At 46.3% G+C, this 16,283-nt stretch carries 14 protein-coding genes; 9 read left to right on the top strand and 5 right to left on the bottom strand.

Going from position 1 to position 16,283, the window contains the following annotated elements:
• Positions 1 to 42: 42 nt before the first annotated feature.
• The 5 genes from LO777_RS09760 (at position 43) to LO777_RS09740 (ending at position 8,477) form a co-directional block, all read left to right on the top strand.
• Entirely contained in the window at positions 43 to 1,425 is a 1,383-nt protein-coding gene (locus tag LO777_RS09760) for a TIGR03013 family XrtA/PEP-CTERM system glycosyltransferase (RefSeq protein ID WP_228857290.1), read from the top strand.
• Between the two features lie 122 nt (positions 1,426 to 1,547).
• Complete coding sequence (locus tag LO777_RS09755) at positions 1,548 to 4,298, top strand: HEAT repeat domain-containing protein (RefSeq protein ID WP_228857289.1); 2,751 nt, start codon at positions 1,548 to 1,550, stop codon at positions 4,296 to 4,298.
• Positions 4,270 to 4,893 carry a PilZ domain-containing protein gene (locus LO777_RS09750; RefSeq protein WP_228857288.1) on the top strand — a complete coding sequence of 208 codons (624 nt, stop codon included), beginning with the start codon at positions 4,270 to 4,272 and terminating at the stop codon, positions 4,891 to 4,893. The genes LO777_RS09755 and LO777_RS09750 overlap by 29 nt, the downstream gene beginning before the upstream one ends.
• 4 nt (positions 4,894 to 4,897) lie before the next feature.
• Positions 4,898 to 6,694 carry a DnaB-like helicase C-terminal domain-containing protein gene (locus LO777_RS09745; RefSeq protein WP_228857287.1) on the top strand — a complete coding sequence of 599 codons (1,797 nt, stop codon included), beginning with the start codon at positions 4,898 to 4,900 and terminating at the stop codon, positions 6,692 to 6,694.
• Between the two features lie 61 nt (positions 6,695 to 6,755).
• A complete protein-coding gene (locus LO777_RS09740) occupies positions 6,756 to 8,477 on the top strand; it encodes a Crp/Fnr family transcriptional regulator (protein ID WP_228857286.1) in 1,722 nt (573 codons plus the stop codon).
• A gap of 1 nt (position 8,478) precedes the next feature.
• Here LO777_RS09740 and LO777_RS09735 read toward each other — a convergent pair whose 3' ends face one another.
• The 5 genes from LO777_RS09735 to mutL all read right to left on the bottom strand — a co-directional run bounded on the left by LO777_RS09735 (position 8,479) and on the right by mutL (position 13,297).
• Positions 8,479 to 9,477: a response regulator gene (locus tag LO777_RS09735; protein ID WP_228857285.1), complete on the bottom strand. Its 999-nt coding sequence runs from the start codon at positions 9,475 to 9,477 to the stop codon at positions 8,479 to 8,481.
• Between the two features lie 92 nt (positions 9,478 to 9,569).
• A complete protein-coding gene (gene trmFO, locus LO777_RS09730; protein WP_228857284.1) occupies positions 9,570 to 10,892 on the bottom strand; it encodes a methylenetetrahydrofolate--tRNA-(uracil(54)-C(5))-methyltransferase (FADH(2)-oxidizing) TrmFO in 1,323 nt (440 codons plus the stop codon).
• A 41-nt stretch (positions 10,893 to 10,933) separates the two neighbouring features.
• A complete protein-coding gene (locus tag LO777_RS09725; protein WP_228857283.1) occupies positions 10,934 to 11,488 on the bottom strand; it encodes a 3D domain-containing protein in 555 nt (184 codons plus the stop codon).
• A complete protein-coding gene (locus tag LO777_RS09720; protein ID WP_228857282.1) occupies positions 11,470 to 11,640 on the bottom strand; it encodes a hypothetical protein in 171 nt (56 codons plus the stop codon). The genes LO777_RS09725 and LO777_RS09720 overlap by 19 nt, the downstream gene beginning before the upstream one ends.
• A 91-nt stretch (positions 11,641 to 11,731) precedes the next feature.
• A complete protein-coding gene (gene mutL / locus LO777_RS09715) occupies positions 11,732 to 13,297 on the bottom strand; it encodes a DNA mismatch repair endonuclease MutL (protein WP_228857281.1) in 1,566 nt (521 codons plus the stop codon).
• Between the two features lie 91 nt (positions 13,298 to 13,388).
• On the opposite strand from mutL, the gene LO777_RS20045 reads away from it, so the two are divergent.
• The 4 genes from LO777_RS20045 to LO777_RS09700 all read left to right on the top strand — a co-directional run bounded on the left by LO777_RS20045 (position 13,389) and on the right by LO777_RS09700 (position 16,283).
• The gene (locus LO777_RS20045) at positions 13,389 to 14,705 is read left to right on the top strand and encodes a transglycosylase domain-containing protein (RefSeq protein WP_268907541.1); all 1,317 of its coding nucleotides are present in this window, start codon (positions 13,389 to 13,391) and stop codon (positions 14,703 to 14,705) included.
• Entirely contained in the window at positions 14,654 to 15,274 is a 621-nt protein-coding gene (locus LO777_RS20040) for a penicillin-binding transpeptidase domain-containing protein (RefSeq protein WP_329955736.1), read from the top strand. The genes LO777_RS20045 and LO777_RS20040 overlap by 52 nt, the downstream gene beginning before the upstream one ends.
• A 239-nt stretch (positions 15,275 to 15,513) precedes the next feature.
• Positions 15,514 to 15,909 (top strand): hypothetical protein, encoded by a 396-nt coding sequence (locus LO777_RS09705; RefSeq protein WP_228857280.1) that lies wholly within the window; start codon positions 15,514 to 15,516, stop codon positions 15,907 to 15,909.
• A 230-nt stretch (positions 15,910 to 16,139) separates the two neighbouring features.
• Positions 16,140 to 16,283 (top strand): FG-GAP repeat protein, encoded by a 144-nt coding sequence (locus LO777_RS09700; protein WP_228857279.1) that lies wholly within the window; start codon positions 16,140 to 16,142, stop codon positions 16,281 to 16,283.

Raw genomic sequence — 16,283 nt, 5'->3', positions numbered from 1 at the left:
CGTTTTCGATATCAGGGATAATTCAGAGTATGGTGAGAAGAGATGCCGATAATTTTTAATAAATATTACCCTCTAAGGACGATAGTATTTTTTCTTGGCGAGGGTCTGTTGATTCTTCTCTCTTTGTTGATTACAGATTGGTTTTTTACCAGCAGTGGCCTTTTTTATCTCGATTTAGGGATAATTCTACTCCAGGCTTTTCTGGTAACGATGATTTTTCAGCTCTGTCTTTATTTTTTTGATCTGTATGATCTTGCCAGTGACCTGACATTGACCCATACCATCACACGGATGACCCAGGCATTTGGGGTGGGATGCATTATTCTGGGGACAGTTTACTATACAATTCCTTTTATGATGTTATCCGGACGAGTATTCTGGGCCGCTTATGTAGTTATCTGCCTGTCTGTTTCAATATGGCGTGGCGCCTATTATCTCATCTTGAGGAAGAGATTGTTTGTTCAGGGTGTTATCATTGTCGGTACAGGGGAGTTTGCTTCAGATATTGCAAGGGAAATTGAAGGCGTCCATGATTCCATATATAAAATAATAAGATTTATAGGTGAGTCGGAACCGGAATTTAACCCAAACCTGGCTTCTGTTTCCCGGGAACTCTCACCTGTGGAAGAACTGGAAGATGATCATGAAATCGAGCGGGTTATTATCGCTCTGGATGATCGAAGAGGGGTTATGCCGATTAACACATTGCTTGATTATAAAATACACGGTATTCCAATTGAAAATGGTGTTACATTTTATGAACGTGTTACGGGGAAGATACTGGTGGAAAAACTGGCCCCGAGCTGGATCATCTTTTCTGACGGGTTCAGTGTCAGCAGATGGAAGTATCAGGTGAAGCGAATGATAGATATTTCCCTGTCTCTCACTCTGTTATTCTGCAGTTTGCCGATTTTAATACTAACTGCTCTTCTCATCAAATTTGAATCTCCAGGTCCTGTTTTTTATTTGCAGAAACGGGTTGGATTTAAGAATAAGGAGTTCAATGTAATCAAGTTTCGGTCAATGGGCGTTGATGCTGAGAAAAATGGAGCTGTATGGGCTCAAGAGAATGATGACAGGGTGACCAGGGTTGGGAAAGTCATACGGAAATTGCGTATAGATGAGTTGCCCCAGCTTTTCAATGTTCTACGGGGAGAAATGAGCCTTGTTGGTCCGCGACCGGAAAGGCAGGTGTTTGTTGACAGGTTGAAGGAAGTTATTCCTTTTTACGCTATTCGTCATGAATTAAAGCCAGGTGTAACAGGATGGGCACAGGTTTGTTATCCCTACGGTGCGTCTGAAGAAGATGCGTTGAAAAAACTTGAATATGATCTGTATTATATGAAAAATATGTCAATTGCCCTTGATTTGCTCGTAATATTCAAAACAATAAAAACTGTTCTTTTTCGGGTGGGTGCCCGCTGAGCCTCTCCGGTAAACCTGCTTATTGCAGGATTCAGGCGCGAGTATTGATTTAATGCTGAGAATGTGAGCTTCTTGCGGTATTTTGAAGGGTTGCCGTCAAGACAGTCTAACGGGAAAAAAGAATGAAACAGAAAGAACTGCAGGAAAACGGTGTAATGGCTCTGCGGGCATTCAATAATGCCCTTGTGACAGGCCGCCTCTATCCTCCTACAGCACCGCAGGTAACCAATGCTGTTGATATCGGGTATAAAAAAATCCGGGACTTTCTTCGCAGTTTTGGAACGCTGGATATTCTGCTGGAAAAGGAGATACCTTTTCTCTGTGGATTGCCGGTTGACGATGAAGTTCTCTCGTCTTTTTCCAATCTTGTTGTTTACAGGCAGATGTCCCTTCTCGGTGTTTCCCGGCTTTCCCTTACTCCTTCCATGGATCGGTTTGCCTTCAGCCAGATCCTTTCAGTTTTTAATGCTGGAAAGGATAAAATCAGACAGGCTGGTAGTGGTATTGAATATATTACCAGCCTCGGTCTTGTCAGTTATTTTCCGGAACCGCTCAAGGAAGAGGAGGGAGAACCCGAAAAAAACCTGAAGCAGCCAAAGAAAAAAGTATTAAAAGTTGATGCCGAACTCCTTTCCGCTCTTTTGGGCAATGAAAGACATCCTGCTGCAAAAAGACTGGCAGAGAGTTTTGCAGATACAGAAAGAGGGGTGGAAATACTGGTTGCTGCGATAGGACATATTCTGAAAGGACTGAAGGAAAAAAAAGAGGTCGGGAGAACAGAACTGTTTTACAGGTTGCTTCAGGATGTTCAGGATCTGTTTGACAGGGATTCTCTGGAAGATGCTGCATTCCGGCTGGCGGCAATACTGACTGAAAACCTGAGGGAGCCGACTCTCTGCGTACTGTTGAACCAGGAATATCCGGAAGGATTTGGTAGAAGCTTTTACAGGGCACTCCTTAAAAACCTGTCAACCGAGTCTTTTGGCAGAATTGTCTCTCTTTTCAGGAACCAGGTGGTCAAATGGCAGGACGAAAAAGATGACACTTCTTTTGCTCTGGCACAGAAAACACTGGAACAGCTTCTTGCAACGGAAAAAGGGAGACAATACCTGGCCACTGAAAAAGCAAAAGAGATAATTGAAAAAGGCGAGGAAGACAGGAAAAAGCGGCGTGTGGAAGCCGGAATAGAGATGCTGCTTACAGGAAACGCTGCTTCTTTGAAAAGTGTGGAAGTTCAAGAAGCATTACCAGGGGTTGTCAGGGAATTAAAGGAAAGAAATGATTCAGACCGTCTCGAAAAAGTTGTGGAACTTCTGGCCGAAGAAGTACGGACCACCGGTAGCCGGACACTGCTGAAATCTGCTATAGCCGCTGTTGAAATTCTTTTTGTTGATGGCCATTGTCGTTTTTCAGAACAATTGTTGAGATCTCTGCTTGCCTGGGTGAAAAAAACTGATAACGGTGATGAACCGTTTGAGCGGGTGGTTCTTCTTCTTGAGCTGGTTATGCAGCAATGCTGGAAAGAGGGCAGGGAAAGTTTTGGGGATGAAATTCTCACCTTTTTTCATGAGGTGAGGACTGAAAAAATAATGAAACCTGCAAAAATACGGGCAATAGTGGCCAATATTCAGGATAGAAATATCAGGAGAAGCAGTCTTCCCGAGTTGCTCAATACCTGTTTTTTCAATCCGGAAAATAAAGAAGCCGGCTACAGGCTGGTTTTTCAGGGACCGGTAGCTCTGCAGTTTCTTGTAGAATCGCTGATAATGTCGCAGAATGCGGAGCATCGATTTAAAATTATAGATCTTCTGACCTATGACAGCAGGTTTGTTCCGGAGATTGTGCGTGGGCGCCTTCAAGAACATATGCCATGGTATGGCAAACGGAACCTGGTGAAACTGCTGGCGGAGACCGGTGGAGAAGAGGACGCCGAATCGGTCTTGCCCTACTTGAATCATGAAGATTTCAGGGTGCAGCGTGAGGCGCTGATATGCATATATAAAATTGGCGGCGAGAAGAGAAAAAAACTACTGCTTACCGCGCTTGATGATTCCTCGGAACTCATTAAGATTCAGGTAGTAAAGGCCCTTGGGCGATTCTGCGATGCAGAGGTCGCAGGACATCTGGCAGAACTACTGAATGGTTTTGAATTGTTCAGTGAAAAAAACCGCAACGCCCTGCTCCTGCAGATTCTGGATACACTGGGGCGCTGCTCCAGTTCTGTTGCATTGAAATCTGTCCGCAATTTTGTCAATGGTTTCAGAAGTCGATCGGGAAGAAAACTCTCGAGCCAGGTGAAACATGAAGCTGAAAAGGTGTTACGTTTCCTGGAAAAAGATCAGGAGATGTTTAAAAAGAAGCATATTCAGGCAACTCAACTGAGAAAAAAGGCAATCAGGCAGACAGTCTGGAAAAGGGATCTTCCGCCGGGCCTGAAGATTATTACTGGGTTGCAGGAAGAAACCACCATCAGGAGCCTCCTTGACCAGGGTGAGAATGAAACTGCACGAAAAAAGCTGGTTGAATTTATTCGTCACATGGCCAGAATGAAGAAATTTGCTCAGGCGGAGAAGCTGAGAGACTGGCTTATTGAAATTGATAGTACAGCTTTAACTGATATCATTGCGGCGGCGGAAATAATTGCCGAGGAAAAGGTGACAGCCATTGACCAGGAGCACCTTGAAATATGGAATGATCTTTATGATTTTCTAACAACAGAGGAATTCAGTGAACTTTACCACTCTCTACACCATAAGAAAATCAGAGATGAGGAAGTCATAGTGCACCAGGGGACCCTGCAGAGTGCTCTCTACTTTATTAATTCAGGAAAAGTGAAACTGTATTATGATGACAGGGGGACAAAGTCCTGTTAAAGACCCTGGGGGCGGGGAAATTATCGGCGCCGGAGCATTTTTCGACGCTTCGGTCTGGACGATTTCTGTGGTTGGTGTGGGTATAACCGAAATTTCAGTTCTCAAATTTGAAAAAACGGCCCGTTGGAAGGATGAATATCCGGGCCTTGAATCCCGATTGAGGGATTTTTGCAGCCGGTTTGAAAGTACTGCTGATGTGGTCAGGCAATCATCACATGATCGCCGCCATCATGAACGTTACACGCTTTCCGGTCCTGCGGAAGTCCTGTTGCTTGACAGCCGGGGGATGAGCAGTGGAATTAAGGTTCGGGGTGAACTCATTGATATTTCTGCCGGTGGGATTTCTTATCTTCAGCGGATTTCGAAAAAGAAGAATGCACGGTTGATCTTAGGTAGGAAAGTAAGAGTCACCTTGTCTTCCGACCTCAAACCTTCCGGAAACGTTGTTCTTGAAGGGGATATCCTCGCTGCGAAAGAAGTTCCGGGACCGGAAAGTGATTTTTCCGTACATGTTCGTTTTGATACTGAACTGAATCCTGTCCATGTTCAGAAAATAATCGAGCAATCTGGGAAAGAGTCAGCGATCGTGGAGTAGTTTTATGGTCAAAGGTGATGACGGAGCCATCGTTCGTTTTTATCATTCATATCTGCAGGGAGAATATCGGGAAGACGGTATCTTCAGTGGTCCATGTCCTTTCTGTTCAAAGCGGGGACTGAAAAGCGGTACAATCATTGTTTTCCTTAATCGCGAAAGTTCGTTTTTCGGGTATTTTCAATGTCTGAATCGTTGTGTTCCCTCCGGTTTTCCCATGTGGTTTGCCAGAATTGCCTCAATATCTCCGTCTGAAGTTCCGGGGTTTGATCCGGATCTACAGGATTCTTCTTTAATTGGTCTGCGGGGATATCCCGTGGAGAATATCAATGATGATATCAGGAAATATCAGGACAGGCTTTCACCGGCAGTTGTCGATATTTTCTGCAGGGCCGGGATTTCAGCTTCAACTCTGAAGGAGATGGAAATAGGGTTCAATGGCCGATATATTGTTTATCCCCGTTTTCAGGAAGACGGTAACTGTTATTCTGCCCGATGCGAATTTCCTGACAACCCTGAAGATTATTTCTGGCATGGGAATGAACAGTTCAGCCGGGAGCCATACAATCTTTTCAACCTCAGAGATATTCAACGTTGTGAGCAAGGGGTGCTGTTTGTCTGTGAAGGTGAAAGAAATCTGCTCACCCTGAAGCAGCTCGGGTTTCCCGGAGTGGCCGTTTCCCATTATCGTGAATTTGAAAATCTGGATCCAGATCTTTTCGCACGCCTACGTACTGTCTATATAGTTCCCGTCAACAGTTCAGAATCAGCATTGGCGGCACGAACACTGGCAACCGGTATAGGGTTTCGGGCAAGAATCCTGCAATGGGAAGAACATTCTCCCGGGAACTATTCTCTTTTCAGGCTGGCGGAGGACTCGGGAAAACAGTTCAGGTCTGCAGTTGGACGTCTGGTGAAAAATGCCAGGGCATTTTCACCCTTTGTTTCCCCGGCAAGGGAATTTGAACTCTTCCTTGACAGTTTGTCCAGAGAGCGAAGGGATGATTCTCTCAGGTTGTCTTCCGGATTTACGCGTTTTGACAAAATTCTCGGTGGGATACACGGGCTTAATGTGGTTGGCGGTGCTCCCAAAGTGGGTAAATCGACATTGATGATCCAGATAGCCTCCCACATGGCGAACAATCGCGTTCCGGTTCTTTACTACGATTTCGAGAACGGCAGACAGAAGATATATCAGCGCCTTTTCAGCAGGTTAAGCAGGTTGTCCGTTGCTGAAATAAAAAAAGGCAGGTATACAGAGGAAGAGAAAAAACAGTACGATTGTGCCCGTGCAACATTGAAGGAAATGCTTTTTTACCTGCGTGTTATCAACGACAGGAAGCTGACACCGGATACCATGCGGCGCCACATAGATTTTATTCGCCAGGAAACCGGTAGTGAGCATATGGTTATTGTTATTGACAGTCTGCATAAACTGCCGTTTAAAGGGATCACTGAAAAAAAGAGTGGTATTGATGCGTGGCTGCGTCAGCTTGAGGCGATACGCGATGAGTCACAGGTTGCATTTTTAGTTATTTCGGAACTGTCAAGAACTACGGATGGAGATTATTTTCAAAACCCCCATCTTGGTATTTTTAAAGGATCTGGAGATATTGAATACAGTGCCGACAACGCCCTGGTTTTTTATCCGTCTTCGTTAAAAAGCAAGGGAGAAGGTGGAGAGAATAAAAAATATCTCCTTGAGCTGATCGCCAGCAGGGAACATTCACCCGGTGTTATTGCCGGTTACCGAACTGATTATCCTTTCTGGGGTTTTGTGGAGCAGCCTCCGACGTGTGAGTGAATGGTAAGTTCCTTCTGAATTGCATTGAATTCTGGTAAATGAAAGAGTTATCATATATTGCATGTTGACGTTTCTGAAAAATATATCGCGCCTCGATTCGGTGCTGGAGGTGGCTCTTCTCTCCCTGCATGGGGAAATTCTCTTTCTTGATTCGGCTGATAACAAGGTCTCATCTTCAAGAAAAAAAGCAGTATGGAACAGAATTATTGCCGAATTCGATACTCCGTTATCTGCGGAGTTTCGGTATGAAAAAGGGTTGTATTATTTCTGTTCAACTTCCGCCGGGCATGTGATTGTAACCATGCATTCAACGGAACAACTTGAGAAAATAAAAAATGCCTGTGACAATGTCCGGCAAAAGATATCTGATAGCAGGATCTGCAAAAAAATACTTTTAAAATTGCTGGTAGAGGTTGCCGGCCCCGCAAGACCCTGGGTTGTCAGGGAGCTTGTACCTTTCGCAGATGCGGAAGTGGGGCGGGCTCTGGTTTCTTTATTGAAAAAGGAAAACCAGCTTTGGAGTAAAGAGGGGAGGATGCTCCTTCTCTTTATCTGCAGAACCCTTGAATACTGTATGTACGACGGGGCGACTGAAGTTTTGCGGGAAGTCATCGGGCGTGTCGGAGACAGTGATCGTGAGGTGTCTGAAGCGGCCAGTCAGTCATTGGAGCAATTGGCAAAAACCAGTAGGAGTGGTGGCGGCAGTGTTCCTCCGGAAAAATCTGAAATTAAAGGTGTATCTGATGGATCCGGTTGTTCTGTCCGCAAAACAGTCAACAAAAACTGGAAAGCCTTACCTGAAAGTGGAAAAATACAGACATATCTGGATCAGGGAAAGAAGGATAAGGCCATTGCAACTCTTCTGCAGCAGATAAAAATAACTGCCGGCAAAAAAAGGTTCGATCTTGCAGAAAAATTCCGTGAGTGGCTGATGGAGATCGATTCGATGGCTATCACAGCCATTATCCAGGCTGCAGAAATTATAGAAGAAGAAAAAAGCAGCTCCATCAGCAAGGAATATATTGTCATCTGGCAGAAACTCGCGGATTTTCTTACAAGGGAAGAATTTGCTGCTCTCTACCATGCAATGGAAACCAGGAAATATTCCGAGGGAGAGATTATAGCCGAACAGGGACAGGATCTTGCCGTATTGTTTTTTGTTAACAGTGGCAGGGTCCAGCTCTTTGCCCGCAGCCAAGGCAGGGAATTGATTTTGAGAACCCTGGGGCCGGGGGAAATTTTTGGCGCGGAATCGTTTTTTGAAAGCTCTGTCTGGACCATGAACGCCAGGAGCAGAGGGGCAGGGTTGTCGTTGTTGCCCCGCTCTGGCCTGACCGCTCTGAATGAGAGCTGTCCCGCTCTTGAATCAAGGTTGCTCAGCTACTGTAATGGTTTCCAGGCGCCTGAAACGGTGTTCAGAACTACAAAAAGATCACGAAGACAATATAACAGGAAGATTATTTCCGGGAGAGTCACAGTTGCCATTCTTACAGAGAATGGTTCTGTAATTGGCGCACGGGTGAAAGGAGAACTGCTGGATATCTCAAGAGGAGGAGTTTCGTTTACCCTGCATGTCTCAAAAAAGGAAAAGGCTTCGGCCCTGTTGAAAAAAAAGGTACAGGTTTTCTTTGATGTTTCCGGGGAATCTTTCAGGAGGAGCGGTATCGTGGTAGCAGTCCGTGGCCATGATCTGATCGGAAATGAATATTCTCTCCATATCGAGTTCGAGAAGATTCTGACGGGGGTTGAACTTCAGCAGGTGATAACTGCATATGGCAAGTAGCTTATTTCTGTTTTTTCCCTAAATCAAAAATAATAGCGTCAATTTCCTTTTTTTCAGTGGAAGATTTGACAGTGAGCATCAACGGCTGCTTTTCTACTGCGATTACTCTGTCATTTTTGCCGTCATTTTTCAGGTATCCCCCTCGAAAACTGCCAAAGCCATAATCTGCGCCCATCTTTATCATCTGTTCCAAAGCTGTCGTTGCCCTGTTAGGTATGGGGAGGAGGCTGTCTTCGCAATATTGAGAGAGTTTTTTTAATACAGGCGATGCTGGCTCCCTTGAGGTATCAGCAGTGTCTTCCCGTGCACAAACCGGTACAAGTGATTCATCTTTCATTCCGGCGGCTTTCATAATTATCGGCTGTAAACCACTGTTGATATTGTTGGCGCGGGGAACACATGTATTTTTTATAAAGATGGTGACCTCATCCCAGGTAAAAAGTGTGTAGGCTGCCTCGATTCCTGTCTGTCTGCCAATACGGACATCCAGTAGAATTCCGTCAAGGAAATAGAGTATTCCTCCCTTTTGTGACATTTTATCAAGGATTCGAATTGTACAGGTTTTGGCATCCATTTCCATAAGTTGGAGAAATACAGCTGGAGTGATATTATGCATGATGCCATCCCTGGCTTCACTCTCGAGGGGAGTGAGGATCATCCGGCCAAGGCTGTTGATATCAAAAGGTTTTGACAGATACCCGGCAATATCATCACCCGATACCAGTTCCTGCATCTTCTTTGTTTCCATTGCCGATATGATTATTACAGAGATATCAGGGTAGTGTTCACGGACATGCTGTAAAAGACTTATCCCGTCCATCCGAACCATGACAAGGTCGATGACTATCAGGGAAACAGCAATTTCCTCCAGAATTTTGACTGCTTCAAAACCGTCATTTGCCGTGATGACTTCAAAGGAATGATGAAAGCTCGAAAGCCCTGCCTCCAGAGCTGTCAGCAAAATAGGATCATCATCTACGAGAAGAACTTTTCTTAGCATTTTGATAAGGTTTCCGGTTATAAAAATATTCTGGTTATCCAAGAAATTCAGCCTAGCCGGGTTTCATGGGAGATCAGAAAAGAACAGGGGAATTATATATTCTCTTTTTGCATCCAGAGCTCCAGTTCAGCCAGTCCGGCCTGGGCGCGCAGTTTCGGCCGCAGTTTCTTCGGAACTTTTTTCTTCCACGGAGGAAAAAGACCGAAATTGACGTTGGATGGCTGAAATTTTTCTGCTTCACTCATCGTCAGGTGACTGATAAGGGCTCCCAGGGCGGTTTCCGGTGGAGGTACAACCGGAGACTGTCCGGTAGAAAGGCGGGCACCGTTTATTCCCGCAAGCATACCCATGGCGGCTGATTCAATATAGCCTTCAACTCCGGAAAGCTGACCCGCAAGAAGCAGATCCGGTCGTTTTTTGAACTGCAGGGTGGGTTCCAGAAGTTCCGGGGCACAGATGAACGTATTACGATGAATGGAGCCGTATCTGGCAAATTCAGCCTGTTCCATGCCAGGAATCATGCGAAAAATCCGTTTCTGTTCCCTGTATGTCAGTTTAGTCTGAAAACCAACCATGTTATAGGTTGTTCCCTCCCTGTTTTCCTTTCGGAGCTGGACCACTGCATAGGGTATTTTCCCTGTTTTCGGGTCTTCCAGACCCACAGGTTTCATGGGACCATAGCGGAGGGTGTCCACTCCCCTGGAGAGGATAATCTCCACCGGCAGGCATCCTTCAAAATACTTTGCCTCCTCGAACTGTTTCAGGGGAACATATTTTCCGTTTGCCAGTTCTTCAATAAATTGAAGATAGGACTCCCTGTCCATGGGGCAGTTCAGGTAATCGCCCGGGCCATCATCATAACGTGATTTACAATAGACGATGTTCATGTCCAGGGATTCGGCGTAGACAATGGGAGCTATGGCGTCATAAAATGACAGACGTTCCCTGCCGGTCAGTTCCGCAAGGGATTGAGCCAGGGGTTCACTGGTCAGTGGTCCGGTTGCCAGAATGGTTACAGAAGAAGATTCTTCCGGCATTCTGGTTACTTCTTCCCGGATGATTTCAATAAGAGGATGCTTCTCCATTTCTTCAGTGATTTTTCCTGCAAACTGTTCCCGGTCAACAGCCAAAGCCTTGCCGGCGGGAACGGCTGTTTTTTCGGCTGCAGTCATGATAAGAGAGTTGCAACGTCGCATTTCTTCCTTCAGCAGTCCGACAGCGGAATGGAGGTCGTTTGATCTGAAAGAGTTGCTGCAGACAAGTTCAGCCAGGGCCTCACTGTTATGTGCGGGGCTGAAGGTATGCGGTTTCATGTCAATGAGTGTTACTCTGCACTTCCTGCATGCAGCCTGCCAGGCAGCTTCACAGCCGGCAAGTCCGCCGCCGATTATTGTTAAAGATGGTTTCGTGGTCATAAATCCTGCTGAAAGAAAAGATTGTATTAGCTCTTAGAACCTTATTTTTCAATAATAACCCGGACTCTGCGTCTGCCCCAGGCCAGTGCGTCATTGTGGGAGCCGAAATAGAGATCAATTCTGGACTTACCTTTGATGGCACTCCCTCTGTCTTCAACCCTGCCCCAGCCGTAGCCGGGGACATACATCCGTGTTCCGAAAGGGTAATAACGAGTATCTGCAGCAATAGTACCGTCTTCCGGCAACAGATACCAGGGGAAAAGAAGTATTCGTACAGGAATCATCCATGGGTGGTAGAGGGAATCCATGGAAAAGAGTCCTTCCTCCGGTTCACGCGGGAAGGTGCCCCACGCTGTTTTCCCACTGTACGGTCTGCCGGCCTCTGGGCCATGGCTCACATATTTATTCCAGAAATCGAGTTTCAGGTAACGGTAACTGCCTCTTTCCCAGCCGCAGCAGGAGGAACAGCCGCAATAGGCGGTTGTTTCCATTATTCTGGCAACGGGAGGTTTGGCACACCCTGTTAAAAAAAGAGACAGCAGACAGAGAATGGAGAAAAAAACTTGTCTGCCGATGGTTATGCCCTGTGAAACCATTTTTTTACCTCCAACGTACTGAACTGTTTCACCACAGGTCTGCCATGGGGACAATGGGAAAAAAGATCGGCTGCCGCCATTTCATCCAGCAGGTTGTTGATTTCCGGTTCTGAAAGTTCGGTACCTGCCTTGACGGCAGCCCTGCAGGCCATGGTTGCGAGAATGGTATCGACCAGCCCTCCACCTCTTCCTTCCCCCCGAATTGTTCAAGGATATCATTGAACAGTGCGGCCGGGTTGATGTTTACAGCAAATGCAGGAATGGCAGAGATGATATAGGAGCTTCCCCGAATTCCCGGATGGAAAATCCCATCTTTTCAATCTGTTCTCCATGTTTTTCAACGAGCTGAATCTGTACCAGTGACAGCTCGACAGTTTCAGGAAATAAAAGATTCTGTTTCGGGATCCGGTTTTCCACATATTGCTTTTTCAGTTTCTCATAGAGAAGGCGCTCATGGGCCGCATGCTGATCAATGACCAGTAGTCCCTCACTGTTTCTGCAGAAAATAAAAAGATCATCAAACTGGCCTATAATTCTAAGATTATGACCATTTTTCCCTGTGGACACATCGTTTTCCGTAAGGACTTTTTCATTTTCAACAGGGGGTAGCGGGGTTGGGGCGGGTTCCGAGGTGGTGATTATACCATTCTCTTGCAGTGGTATGGATGATTCGTGCTCATCTGATTTTTCCACGCGCTCAAAAGGGAGAGGTTCCATATGAAATGGTTCCGGGGAATCGGAAGTTTTTCTCTCTTCGACTCCTATGGGAATGCGGGTGGTTGCGGCACGTCGTTCACCGCCGAAAACGTGGGCCCGTAGACGATTCTGTTCTTTTTCCATGGCATTGGAGACCCCGCTGCTGATGAGCCGGTGCACATCGGCAGCCTGGCGGAAGCGGACTTCCTGTTTGGCCGGGTGAACATTGACGTCAACTTCTTCTGCAGGCAGGGTCAGGTGGATGAAACCAGCCGGATTTTTCCCTTTCATGAGAAAACTTCTGAGACCTTCTGCCACCCCATGAACAATCATCCTGTCTCTGACAGCCCGGTTATTGACGAATACACGTAGTTTTGACGGCCCTGCGGATACCTTGTCCGGGGGAACGAGGTAGCCCTGGACCTGTGATTGTCCCTGACTGTGATTGATTTCCAGGAATTCTCCATGGTAATTAATCAGACGGGTCAGACGCTGCCGGGGAGACAAGGTGTTGCTCAGATGCAATGTTTCCCTGTTGTTTATCCTGAGAATAAAGGTGATATCGGGTGAGCAGAGAGCATAATTTTTAACTGTTTCATCAATATGAGCCAGCTCAGTACGTTGTGTTTTGAGAAATTTTTTCCTGGCCGGAGTGTTGCCGAAAAGGTTTCGTACTTCAAAGGAGCTGCCATAGCGACTGCCGTATTCTGTAACTTCAAGCAGTTTGCCGTAATTCACGAGCACACGGGTTCCGAGTTCTTTTCCATGGGGGCGGGAGATAATCGTGAGACGGGATACTGAACCTATGGAGGGGATGGCTTCTCCCCTGAATCCGAGAGTGGTTATGGCAGAGAGGTCTTTCTCGGTATTGATTTTCGAGGTGCCGTGTCGCTCAATACTGAGAAGAATATCATCTTCGTCCATGCCTTCACCGTTATCAATTACACGTATCATACGTGTACCGCTGCCTTCAATTTCAATCTCGATACGGTCGGCTCCGGCATCGAGACTGTTTTCCACCAGTTCCTTGACTACGGAAGCAGGCCGTTCCACGACCTCTCCCGCTGCTATCTGATTTGCCAGTTGCTCAGGGAGAATGCGAATTTTTGACATGATGACAGTGAATTCTTGTTGATAGTTAAGAATGAGATGGTAGGATTTGGCTTTCATGTAAAGTTAAAACATTACAATCAGTACATCAATAGTGGCAACTCAAAAAAAGAAAACAGATCGCAGGCTTCCGGCTCGAAAAACCAGGATTCGAAGAAAGATCTACAATGAGAAGCATATCTTTTCCTTTTTTCTGTTGATCTGTTTTCTTCAGAGCCTGTTTCTGGGAGGACTGCTGTATGTTCTGGTCAGTCTTCATATCCCGGATATACGTAATGTGGCGAATTATCAGCCGTCACAGGCAACGGTGCTGTATGACCGGTATGGCAGGGTTGTTGACCGGATGTTTGTTGAAAACAGAACGGTCATTCCCCTTTCAGCCATGTCACCCCACCTGCCAAAGGCTTTTGTAGCTGCCGAGGATGGACGGTTTTTTGAACACCCCGGACTGGATGTTGTTTCAGTTTTCAGGGCAGCGGTCAATAATTTTCGTAAAGGGGGCAGGGGGCAGGGAGGATCCACAATTACACAGCAGGTGGCAAAATCATTGCTGCTCTCTCCGGAAAAAACCTATGTGAGAAAATTCAAGGAGGCAGTGCTGGCCTGGAGAATTGACAGGCTGCTCAGCAAGGAAGAAATCCTCTATATCTATCTGAACCAGATCTATCTTGGTGAAGGTGCCTTCGGCGTGGAAGCGGCAGCTCGGACCTATTTTGATAAACCGGCATCCCGGCTCACTCTGGGGGAATGCGCCCTTCTGGCCGGCCTGCCCCAGGCGCCGAGCCGGTATTCCCTTTTTAATCATCTTCCAAGGGCTGTAAAAAGGCAGAAATATGTCCTCAACAGGATGGCGGCAGACGGTTATGTCAGTGCCGGAGCGGCCAAAAATGCATATCTTGCTCCAGTACATCTCAGGAAAAGACAACATGTCATTTCTTCAGCGGACAATTACTACCTGCAGGTGGTGAAGAAGCGGGCCCGAGCTGTACTCGGGATGCCTCTTCAGCAGGCTGGGGCCCATATTTACTCAAATCTTGACAGCAGGATGCAGGTTAAAGCCGTTGGTGCCCTCCGAAAAGGTGTGAGACGTTCCCTGGAACGGCAGAAAAAATCCGGTCGAAAGGGTGCGATCCAGCCCCAGGGTGCATTGGTGGCCATTGAAACTGCCAGTGGTCGTGTGCGTGCTGTTGTCGGTGGCATTGATTTTGTTAAATCCCCATTTGATAGGGCAACTCAGGCGAGGCGGCCGGCCGGATCCACTTTTAAACCATTTGTGTATGCGACGGCACTGCAGAAGGGATGGGCACCCGATTCAGTCATTGATGATTCCCCTGTGTCAATCAGGGGCGAAATGGAAAACTGTGGCAGCCGGGCAACTATTCCGGAAAATATCATGGCAGGGTTAACCTGAGAACAGCCCTGGCATACTCCTATAACGCGGCGGCGGTGAGACTGCTGCAGAAAACAGGGGTGAAGAGTGTAATGGCTTTTGCCGAAAAGGCCGGCATAACTTCAGCCATGCCAGCTGATCTCTCTCTGGCCCTTGGTGCGGGAGATGTCTCACTTCTGGAAATAACAGCCGCCTATAATGTGTTTGCCGGAAACGGTACAAGTTCACCTCCTGTTTTCATTGATAAGATTGTCATGACAGACGGAGAAGTCCGCCGGTTTTCCGATGGACGACCTCGACGGAAAATCATGTCCCTGAAAGAACTGCATCAGATGCAGTCCATGTTGGCTGAGGTGATTCATCGGGGAACTGGCCGGAAGGTCAGGTCTGTTCCTGGTGTGCGAGGAGGAAAAACAGGTACTTCAAACGATTATCGTGATGCCTGGTTTATCGGGTATGATGGTAAACTGACCAGTGGAGTCTGGCTCGGCAACGATCACAACAGGAGTCTCGGTCACGGGGAAAGTGGAGGGACTGCTGCCGCCCCGGTTTGGCGGGATTTTATGCTGTCTCTGAAACAGAATAACTGACAGTCGATTTTTTGAACCTTTCGCAGGTTGAATGATACTTACAGGTAAGAGGAATGATGCAGGGGGGATAACCTGGACTGATTTACCTGCCTGGAGAGTAAACAATGAAAACGGATCGAAACCCTTCTGATAAATACATTGCCGGCCACTATATATTATTTTTTTCCGCAGTTTTAATTCTGTTATTCTCCGTTATTGTTCATGCTCAGAAATATCGAGATATATGTGAACATCAGAAAATGAGTTCAGGTGAAATTATTTGTACTGATGGTCTACAGCTGCATTACCGGGACAGTGAGCTTGAAGCTTTCAACCGGGAAGAATTGTCATCATTACAGTCTGTGACAATTCTGCCTGTCAAGCATATCTGGCGAACATCAGATGTTACCGTGGGGTTTAAAAGGAATGATGAACAGATTATCGATTTTGAACTCCACTATCGTCCAGGGATTGGTCAGATGTTTCAACAAATAAAAAACCCATGTCACAGTTTCAGGCATGAGAATGAAATTGTTTTGCTGGATCTTTCATTGCTTGAGAGTGGATTGTACCATATCCGTTTCAGGGCAGATAAAAACATGGAATGGAGCAGCTGGCAGAGTTTTCTGGTTATGGAGGGAGAAAAGACATTCTGATTTTGCACGGAATCAGCCTGACGTCGATGCAGCAGGGACTGAGGCTGTTTTCCCAAAAAAATTTTTCTGATTCCGTTCTATTTATTATTGACGTTTTGCAAAAAACATTGCAGATATAAGGAGATAATTGTAGTATTACCCTTTCTTCATTCCGTTTTTCCAGTGCTGTTCATATCTGAACATTCTAAAATTGATCCTTTCTTGCGGTTTTCTGATTTCGTGAGGTTGTCATGAAAAAGACAATAAACGGGTTGTGTTTCTCTTTTCTGGGACCAGATGAATTTTTCGCAACCGCATTTGCTGCAGGGGATTTTGATAATGACGGATATGATGATCTGGCAATAGGAGAAGATGGCGCCGTCTGTGCTGAATAG

The sequence above is a fragment of the Desulfomarina profundi genome (genome assembly GCF_019703855.1).
GTDB classification, from domain to species: domain Bacteria; phylum Desulfobacterota; class Desulfobulbia; order Desulfobulbales; family Desulfocapsaceae; genus Desulfomarina; species Desulfomarina profundi.
The sequence above is the reverse complement of the archived record's forward strand: the minus strand, read 5'-3'. Positions and strand labels throughout refer to the sequence as shown.